General features: G+C 39.6%; 10 protein-coding genes. All 10 read right to left on the minus strand.

Annotated features, from left to right (window positions below; genetic code table 11):
• Positions 1–19 precede the first annotated feature (19 nt).
• On the minus strand, positions 20–751 hold the full coding sequence (locus HNR53_RS05760) for an exonuclease domain-containing protein (protein WP_184523796.1): 732 nt from the start codon (positions 749–751) through the stop codon (positions 20–22).
• Between the two features lie 2 nt (positions 752–753).
• Entirely contained in the window at positions 754–1,728 is a 975-nt protein-coding gene (locus HNR53_RS05765) for a DUF294 nucleotidyltransferase-like domain-containing protein (RefSeq protein WP_184523798.1), read from the minus strand.
• A gap of 124 nt (positions 1,729–1,852) precedes the next feature.
• Complete coding sequence (locus HNR53_RS05770; protein ID WP_184523800.1) at positions 1,853–3,127, minus strand: ammonium transporter; 1,275 nt, start codon at positions 3,125–3,127, stop codon at positions 1,853–1,855.
• Positions 3,128–3,394: 267 nt separating this feature from the next.
• On the minus strand, positions 3,395–4,375 hold the full coding sequence (locus HNR53_RS05775; protein ID WP_184523802.1) for a S66 family peptidase: 981 nt from the start codon (positions 4,373–4,375) through the stop codon (positions 3,395–3,397).
• A gap of 181 nt (positions 4,376–4,556) precedes the next feature.
• Positions 4,557–4,712 carry a YjcZ family sporulation protein gene (locus tag HNR53_RS23085; protein ID WP_221452237.1) on the minus strand — a complete coding sequence of 52 codons (156 nt, stop codon included), beginning with the start codon at positions 4,710–4,712 and terminating at the stop codon, positions 4,557–4,559.
• 188 nt (positions 4,713–4,900) lie between these two features.
• Complete coding sequence (gene msrB / locus HNR53_RS05785; RefSeq protein WP_377802111.1) at positions 4,901–5,332, minus strand: peptide-methionine (R)-S-oxide reductase MsrB; 432 nt, start codon at positions 5,330–5,332, stop codon at positions 4,901–4,903.
• Positions 5,322–5,861, minus strand: a complete 540-nt coding sequence (gene msrA, locus HNR53_RS05790; protein WP_184524425.1) for a peptide-methionine (S)-S-oxide reductase MsrA — start codon at positions 5,859–5,861, stop codon at positions 5,322–5,324. Before msrA ends, msrB begins: the two co-directional genes overlap by 11 nt.
• Before the next feature lie 82 nt (positions 5,862–5,943).
• Positions 5,944–6,522 (minus strand): DUF2140 family protein, encoded by a 579-nt coding sequence (locus HNR53_RS05795; protein WP_184523804.1) that lies wholly within the window; start codon positions 6,520–6,522, stop codon positions 5,944–5,946.
• Positions 6,523–6,584: 62 nt separating this feature from the next.
• Complete coding sequence (locus HNR53_RS05800; RefSeq protein ID WP_184524427.1) at positions 6,585–7,157, minus strand: SCO family protein; 573 nt, start codon at positions 7,155–7,157, stop codon at positions 6,585–6,587.
• Positions 7,158–7,339: 182 nt separating this feature from the next.
• Positions 7,340–8,959: an ATP-binding protein gene (locus HNR53_RS05805; RefSeq protein WP_184523806.1), complete on the minus strand. Its 1,620-nt coding sequence runs from the start codon at positions 8,957–8,959 to the stop codon at positions 7,340–7,342.
• Positions 8,960–8,997: the final 38 nt, after the last annotated feature.

Raw genomic sequence — 8,997 nt, forward strand, 5'->3', positions numbered from 1 at the left:
CAAAAATCATGGAACTGTTTTATAATCTAGCCACTCGTTCATATACATCATGCAGTGTTTTGCACCCAAGTCTTTGCACCATTTCTATATAAATCGTCCAGAGCTTGGCAGTTAAAATAGCATCACCAAGCGCATGATGACGGTTGATAATCGGAATATCATGATGCTCACAAAATTCATCTAATCTGACCATATTCAACTTCGGTTCTGCAATACGGTAAAGAAAGGACGTATCAACAATGCGGTGCTTGAAAGGAGCACGAAAAATTCTTCTGCTTGCGCTTTGCAGGAAACTTTTTTCATGATTTGCATGGTGTGCTACCAGAGTGGAACCCTGGACAAAGTTGAGAAACTTGCTCAGCACTTCTCCAAGCGGCGGGGCATCCTTCAGCTGGCTGCCGGAAAGATTCGTTAAACTAGCAATTTCAGGGGAAAGCGGTTTTTCGTAGTGAACTAAAGAATAAAAGAGCTGCTCTTTCTGAATCACTCCGCCGCACACTTTTACAGCCCCTAAGGAAAGCATTTCATCTCCTTTTTCCGGAAAGAATCCGCTTGTTTCTATGTCAAAAACCACAGCCTCCAATTGATTCAGCGGAACATACAATGCCTCCCGCTGTTTTTTATCTTTTTCCAAACTTCTTAAATAAGCCATTTGCTGCTGGCTCTGGCCATAATAAGTGCCACTCGAGCCGCTGTTATTTAACCGGCTTTGAAGACCTTTTACAAAATGGAAAAATGGTTCAAATGCCATGATTAACCCCCTTTTTCAATCAGTCGGCAAACATTTAGATGCAGTTTTCTTCCATCCTTTAGGATCCTTTTGAATTCCTTTTTTTCCTGCTTTGTGAGATTTTGCATCGATAAATAATGAGTCTCTTCATAGGAAGCAGCCTTTGATAAGGAGAGACGCAAGTTTAATAGGATCATGAAATGATTTCGTATAATCGGCCAATCACAGTCGTTTAGCTTAATATGCATTAAAGCGTCAATCCGTTCCAACGTAGATGTCACCGATACTTTTTCTTTGATGGATAATAAGCGAATGGCATTCACATAAGGAATATAGGCCGAATACTTTAAATCGATAGCTCCTTTGTGCTTTCCAGAATCGATGACAAGCAGTGCGCCAAGTGGATTGATAGCCTTTTTTATATGCATGACACTTTCCATAAAACGCTTTAAAAGCTGCGGATGATGTTTTTGATAAGCAAAAATAGAGGATCTTAATGTATCGACAAACTTTCTATTACCTGCTATACATCTGGCATCATAGAAGATTTGCAGATTTCGAATAGACTCCAAATTGCCATCTTCCATCCAGGTAAATAATTGTGCTTTCCATTCTTCTAAAGCTTTACACCACATGGGATTTGAACTCATAACGTTTCCATTGCAATAAGGATAGCCGACCATATCCAGTCCATCTGCCAGTTCCTTGCCTAATGCTAAAAAATACTTTTCATATTCCTTGTTGTCCTGTTCAAAAACCAATCCATGATCCTGATCGCTGATAGTACCTTGTTCAAATCGTCCTCCGCTGCCAGTTATAAACCAACAGTAACGACATGGCGGCTCGCCCTTATTTAGGCGAATAACCGCTAATTGAAATACCTCTTTCATGATCGAATCATGGAATGCATTCAATGTAAGGGTATTTGAGTGAAATTGAGAAATACGCTCTTCCTTCCATTGCCTGATTTCATCATAGGACTCAAAACCATTTGCCATGGCTACACATCCTTGTAAAAAAATAGTTAAAAAGCAAAAGCCTCTGACGCCAGAGGCTCTTGCCTGATCATCTTATCATGATCGAATGACTTTTGGAAAAATGCTGCGATACAATAGGATTCTATTAAGCATCTATTTTTGCATCTATTTTGGCATGGCTGTCAGCAAATTGCTCCGGATAGCCATAGCTGCCGTGCTCACTCATATCTAATCCCATAATTTCTTCTTCTTCCGTAACACGAATTCCAACTAATTTTTTCATGATATATAGGATAGCAAAAGAGACCACGAATGCGAAAAGCCCGCAAGTTACAACACCCATTAATTGTACACCCAGCTGGGTGAAGCCGCCGCCGTAGAATAGCCCAGCCTGACCAACTGTTGCCAGTTCCGGTGTAGCAAAGAACCCAGTGGATAAGGTTCCCCATACCCCTGCAGTACCGTGAACAGATAAGGCAAAGATTGGGTCATCAATTTTTTTCTTTTCAAAAAATTTAGCACTATAGAATACTAGAATTCCAGCAATAAAACCAATCACTACTGCCGCCCATGTATCAACAAATGCACAAGATGCTGTGATAGCGACCAGTCCGGCTAATGCCCCATTTAAAATCGTTACGATATCTGACTTCCCCAAGACCAGCCAAGAAATCAATGTAGCGGCCACCGCACCGGCACCTGCTGCCAGGTTCGTATTTAAAGCAACAAAGCCGAAGAATCCTTCATCCACTGCCACTGTACTGCCTGCATTAAAGCCAAACCAGCCAACCCACAGAATCAAAACAGCCAATGCCGTGTAAACTTGGTTATGACCGGCGATATTATTAGCAGAACCATCTTTGTTGTATTTGCCAATTCTAGGTTTCAATAGCATGGATGCTGCCAAGGCTGCCATCGCACCGGTTAAGTGGACCACCGTTGAGCCGGCAAAGTCCTGCTTGCCATGCTCCGCCAGCCAGCCGCCGCCCCAAATCCAGTGGGCGATAACCGGATAAACAACAGCGCCAAATAGTATCGTAAAAATAACATATGCCGAAAATTTAGCCCGCTCGGCAAAGCCTCCTAACGCAATGGTAATGGAGATACCGGCAAAGGCTAATTGGAAAACAAAGAATACAGCCGTTGCCAGGTTCGCATCTTCAATTTGTGTTCCAGAATAAAAGAAATCACTCATCCCAACGAAGAAATTAGCATCACTGCCAAAGATAAATCCATACCCCACAGCCCAGAATACTAAAGATGCCAAACCAAAGGTGAAAATGGTTTTACCGGCAATATGTCCGGCATTTTTCATTCTTGTGGAACCTGCCTCAAGTAAAATAAAGCCGCCAATCATCAAAATGACTAATACCGCTGAAACCATGACCCACAAACTGTTCATTAAAAAAATTGGATCCATCTTCATACTCCCTCTCTTTTATGTTAAGTTATATTATTCAACGATGTTAGGAATGTTAACACCGTTTTGATGTTTTTAATTTTAGCAAAAATAATCGTGTTGTCAATACTTTCTGAAATTTAAATGTTATAAAACATTACACGATCACGTTATATTCTCCTTTTCGCATTTGTCAATTTAGCTGTTTTCCACAAAAAAAGTGTAAAGAACGTTAATTTCTTTACACTTTTTTCATGGATTCAATTTTGCTTACAACAGGCAGTCCAACTATTCTTTATGCTCAACAAAAATTTCACAGCCATCCGCAGCAGCCGTAACCGCGGCACGGGCGCCAAGCGGCAGGGTAACCATTGGATGTACGTGACCATAATTGACATTGGCTATGACAGGCAGATGGGCAATATCCCTCTTCGTTGCGATAATTTTCCGCAAAGCCTGTTCCGTCATATTGGATTCTTTTTGAAAGCGCCCGATTAAAATCGCTTTTATCTCTTTCGCATCAGACTGCTGCAAGAGAGATTGCAGTTTTCTTTCAAAGTCCTGCGGATGTGATTCACTGTCCTCTTCGATAAAAAGAAGCGTGTCTTTTAACGAGGGCATAAATTCAGTACCTTGAAGCAAATTCAAAGTACTAAGATTCCCCCCGACCACTCTTCCTTCCGCCTCACCTGTCTGTAACACAAGATATCCATCCTGCTTAATCCATTCTCTGTTGTCTTGATCCTTGTACCACGGATCATCACTCCAGTGCGATGAAGGGTAAATTTCATACAGTGCATCATTGGTCACCGCATTAAGAAACATTTCCAGGCTGTACTCCATGCCGTGTTTCACGCCAAAGGTGGAAAAATGCGGTCCTGAATACGTGACAAGTCCTGTTTTCTGATAAATAGCAAGATTTAACGCAGTTGTGTCTCCATAGCCGCAAAAGATCTTCGGATTCTTCCTGATCAAATCATAGTCGATTTCCCCTAACAGCTGATTGGCATTATAACCGCCAATGGCTGTTAAGATAGCTTTGACCTTTGGTTCGAGAAAGGCTTCATGTAAATCCTGGATTCTGTCCTCGATCGAAGTGCTGTAAAATTCATCATGGTTATGTACATTTTTACCATATGTCACACGAAAGCCGAGCTGCCTCATCCTGTTTTCCGCTATTTCCAGCTGCTTTTCTTTGACAATGGCCATACTGGCTGATGGAGCAATCACCCGTATTTCGTCTCCTGGTTGTAAGTTTTGTGCAAACATTTATTTCCCCTCCAAATGATTGTCTCACCTTATTTTATCGCGAAATAGGACGAAAAATAAATGTTCTGAATAAGATATTTACACTTCCAAAGAGCTGGAAATTCAATGTGACATTGTACTGTTTCACAAAAAACAAAAACTGCCCAATAGGACAGTATACAGAAAGATTCATTTGTTTTTGCTATTTACAGTAGCAGCTAGCACCGATGATGATTAATAAAATAAACAGCACAACTATCAAAGCAAACCAATTTTGACAGCCGCCGTAAGCTCCTGCTACAGGATAAGCGTAACCAAATTGGCATGGATCACAACAACCATATTGTCCGTAATACATTTTTCATCTCTCCTTAACTGGGTCATGTTCTTTACCACTTTATGTACTGGGTGCTTGACCTGACTGTGCATCCGCCCATTTTCTTTTGGGAACCCTTCTTTACCTGCTGTTAACCAATTCTGAATTGAATTCGCTGTAAATAAAAAAAAGGGATAGTTAACCATCCCTTTTTCCAGAAGAGCTTATGATTACTTAAATAGTCCAAGAAACTCCTCATAACCCTCGTCTGCTAATTTTTCTTTGGCAATAAATCTTATCGAGGCTGAATTAATGCAATAGCGCAGCCCTGATGGTCCGGGACCATCAGGAAAGACATGACCCAAATGGGAATCCGCACTTTTACTTCTTACCTCAGTCCGCACCATAAAATGGGTTAAATCCGTTTTTTCTACCATTTCCTCCTCTGCCAGCGGTTTTGAGAAACTTGGCCAGCCGCAGCCGGCATCAAATTTATCTTTTGAACTGAACAACGGTTTTCCGGATACGATATCCACATAAATTCCCTCACGAAATTCATTCCAATACTCATTGTGAAACGGCGGTTCCGTTGCATTGTTTTGCGTCACTTCGTATTGCATCGGTGATAATTTTTTCTTTAATTCTTCTTTGTTATTCATCATCTATCCCCCAATGCCTTTCGATAAAACTCTTCCGTCCTGAACCTGCTTGATATCGTTCATAATGCACAGGATTCTTTTTGTAATAATGCTGGTGATACTCTTCCGCTTCATAAAAGGCTAGCGCCGGAAGTATTTCAGTTGCAATTGACCGATTGAATCTTCCGCTGGTTTCAAGTTCAGATTTTGATTGCTCCGCAGCTTTCCTTTGCTCTTCACTATGATAAAAAATAGCCGTTTGGTAGGATTGTCCCCGATCATAAAACTGTCCGCCGGCATCCATTGGATCGATCTGCTGCCAAAAAATCTCCAGCAGTTTTTTATAAGAATAAATCAATGGATCAAATGTTATTTGTACCGCTTCATAATGACCGGTATTGCCGCCACAGACCTCTTGATAGGTAGGGTTTTCCTTTGTACCTCCTGTATAGCCTGAAACGACTTTTAGAATTCCAGGCTGCTCGTCAAAGGGTTTGACCATACACCAAAAGCAGCCTCCGGCAAAGGTCGCTAATTCAAAGTTTTCTTCCAACTTGTTCACACCCCTTTACATTCTCCTATTGTATCATCATTATAATTTACACCATAGAGAATGTAAAAAGCAAAGCTCCATTTTACTTTAAAGGTACTTCATAGATAAATTCAAATTGGTCTTTATTTAAATCAAACTTTTTGACTTTCAGCCTGCTGTCACTTTTCAGCTTCATCTGATTCAAAGCTACGTAAATCTGTTGTTGTTTTGGCTGAATCGTGATCCATTCTGGAAACGAGTAGCTTTCCTGCATGATTTTTAACAGAATAGGTACAGGAAGATGAAACCGCCCCAGAGAAAATTGCCTTTGCTCCAGTAACAGATCCCCATTTTTTAATACAGAGGGTTCGAAGGTCATTTTCATATCGATCATCATGCCCAAGATAGGGATCTCTCCTAATAAGACAACCTCACTCTCGTCCAGGTATACTTTATAATCAAAGTCCCCTGATTCCTTTCTGATATAATGGTCAATCAGTTTATTAATATCTTTTTTGTTTGTTTTAATTGCTAATGATATGCTTTCCTCTTCCGATATTCCTTGGTCCGGTATCGCTCGATCCTCTATTGGCAGATTGAATAGAATAAGCAAGATAACCATCACCATAAGATTTAGCCCCAACAGCAGGAAGAACAGCCTTTTCCAATGATGCTTCAGCACAATTCCAACCTCCTCCTATCTATATGTAACCATTTTTTGCAAAAAAATAGACCTTTAAAGGCCTATTGAATGCTTTTAATATCTTTCATGATGTCATCTAAGGGAATATCCGCTAATCCTGAATAGTATTTCATAATCTTTCCATTACCGTCCATTAAATAAAAATCAGTCCCATGCAAGACCTGATCTCCGGTTTCAGGTTTTTTCACGATTGTTTTAAAGGTTGTCAATGCGAAATTTTCGATTTCTTTTTGCTCATAACCTGTGAGAAAATGCCAGTTCTTGAAATCTACATTAAATTGCTTGCCAAATTCAGTCAACACTTCAGGAGAATCTACCGTAGGATCCACACTAAAAGAAACAAATTGAATATTTTCAATTCCTTCCTTTTCTGCTAAGTCCTGAAGTTTTTTCATATTAGCTGTCATAGGCAGACATACATCAACACAATTGGTAAAAATAAAATTGGCCACCCAAACTTTCCCTTCCAAGTCCTTTAAGCCAAAAGGTTGTCCATTTTGATCCGTATAAGTAAAATCACCTACAGGCCAATTTTTCGCATCCTTAATTCCCTTTTGTCCGCATGCAGATAAAATGAATATAGCTATAATCATTAATATTAAAACCTGTTTCATCTTCATGCCATCACCCCCTATTGCTGTTTACCTCCATTGCCAGTCATCAGTATTCACTGGTCTCTCTTTATCCTTGTTTACACTAAAACATGAAATATTTGAATATCGTTATTATTCTAGCAAATGTTCGATTGAGAAGGAAGCTGGTTATTTGTCCAATTTGTAAACATTATCAGAGGATACTAATTATATTCCCAAACAGGGATATAAATTCTGAACGTCGTTCCTTCTCCCTTGTCACTTTCAACTTCAATCCGGCCTTTCATTCTCTCAACAATTTGATAACATACCGTAAGACCCATACCTGTTCCTTTTTCTTTTAGTGAGTAAAAAGCCGTTCCCAGCCGGTCTATTTCTTTCTGGGTCATACCAATGCCCGTGTCCGTCACTTTAAATACACCGTAATCTTCTTCTCGATAAAAACTTAATGAAAGCTTACCGCCATCCTTCATCGCTTCAATACCATTTTTCAGAATATTAATCAAAACTTGCTGCAGTTCACCTTTATTTCCTTTGACGGCAACTCGCTCTAATACAGGGGTCTCGATCGTAATACTCTTCGACATCATCGCATAGGAATTCATCAAATCCATTACTTTTTCCGCTAGTTCATTTCCCGGAATACTCTCTGTGTGTTCTAAATCCGGTTTTGCCAGTGAAAGATAGTCATTAATAATGGTCTCAGCACGATTCATTTCATCAATCATCAAGCGAATATACATCCGTTCTTCCTCGCTCATTTGCTCCTTTGCGAGAAAGATTTGCAGAAACCCTTTTACCACCGTCATCGGATTGCGAATTTCATGAGCAACCGATGCAGCCAGCTGCCCAATCGCATTCATTTTCTCCGCACGCTGCAGCTCACGGTGCAATTTCGATTTTTCCATGATATTTTCCATTTCATCTAAGGCTTCTTCAAAGTTATGTAAAATTAAATTCCTTGGTTCTGTACTCAAATGCTCGGATGTTGCCGATAGTTTTTCAAAAAGGACAGAGAGTTGTTTCGTCATGATATTAAAACGTTCAGATAACATTCCTAAATCTGAATGATCTTCCACTTTTAGATTCACATTAAAATTTCCATTGCTTACTTCATTGATTCCATATATCAGTTCATTTACAGGCTCAAGTACTTTCAAGATCCATTTTCGCAAGATGATATAGACGCACGGTGTTATAATGAGAAGCGCTAATAAAAGAATCATCGTATATTTTTTTTGTAATGCTTGAATAGCAGCTGCGCTAATATCAATCCCTAACAATGCGATGATTTCGCCATCCATTTTTTTAATCGGGGCAAAAGCTGTAATCCACGTTCCGCTTGAATCCTGGTAAATATTACTATTTGCTGGTTTTCCTGTGAGCAATACTTTTTTGTATCCTGCCATAAACTCCTTACTGGCTTTATAATTTGAAAGAGACAACCTGCCAATTTTCTTATTATTCTGCACGGAAGCCGCGATAAATATCTCATTATCTTTGTTTACTTCATTATCAAGAATAAAACTATTCAAATAGATCGTATTTCCCTCAGTAAATACGGATAAACTTTGCTTTACCTGAATATAATCCAAATCATTTTCATCTTTAGTAGAAATGATCGATTCAACTTTTACCGGATCAATCGTTGTACTCCATAATGAGGCGACATCAAGGGCATGGCTGGACAATTGTTCTTTAACCTGTCTAGACTGCAGCTGATAACTGCCAAAAGCCGTAATGGCAATAATAACAAATGAGATAAAAAAAGAGAAGAGTAATATTTTTCTATACAAAGGAATATTCCTGAAAAAATATTTCATCGAGCATTCACCAGTTCCTTTAATGAGTATCAACCCTT

Origin of the sequence: Bacillus benzoevorans, assembly GCF_014207535.1 — a bacterium.
GTDB classification, from domain to species: domain Bacteria; phylum Bacillota; class Bacilli; order Bacillales; family Cytobacillaceae; genus Bacillus_BD; species Bacillus_BD benzoevorans.

What these genes read in the sequence shown, in the direction of transcription:
- HNR53_RS05760 (WP_184523796.1), bottom strand. Translation starts at nt 751, where the DNA reads ATGGCATTTGAACCATTTTTCCATTTTGTAAAAGGTCTTCAAAGCCGG.
- HNR53_RS05765 (WP_184523798.1), bottom strand. Translation starts at nt 1,728, where the DNA reads ATGGCAAATGGTTTTGAGTCCTATGATGAAATCAGGCAATGGAAGGAA.
- HNR53_RS05770 (WP_184523800.1), bottom strand. Translation starts at nt 3,127, where the DNA reads ATGGATCCAATTTTTTTAATGAACAGTTTGTGGGTCATGGTTTCAGCG.
- msrB (WP_377802111.1), bottom strand. Translation starts at nt 5,332, where the DNA reads ATGATGAATAACAAAGAAGAATTAAAGAAAAAATTATCACCGATGCAA.
- HNR53_RS05800 (WP_184524427.1), bottom strand. Translation starts at nt 7,157, where the DNA reads ATGAAACAGGTTTTAATATTAATGATTATAGCTATATTCATTTTATCT.
- HNR53_RS05775 (WP_184523802.1), bottom strand. Translation starts at nt 4,375, where the DNA reads ATGTTTGCACAAAACTTACAACCAGGAGACGAAATACGGGTGATTGCT.
- HNR53_RS05805 (WP_184523806.1), bottom strand. Translation starts at nt 8,959, where the DNA reads ATGAAATATTTTTTCAGGAATATTCCTTTGTATAGAAAAATATTACTC.
- HNR53_RS23085 (WP_221452237.1), bottom strand. Translation starts at nt 4,712, where the DNA reads ATGTATTACGGACAATATGGTTGTTGTGATCCATGCCAATTTGGTTAC.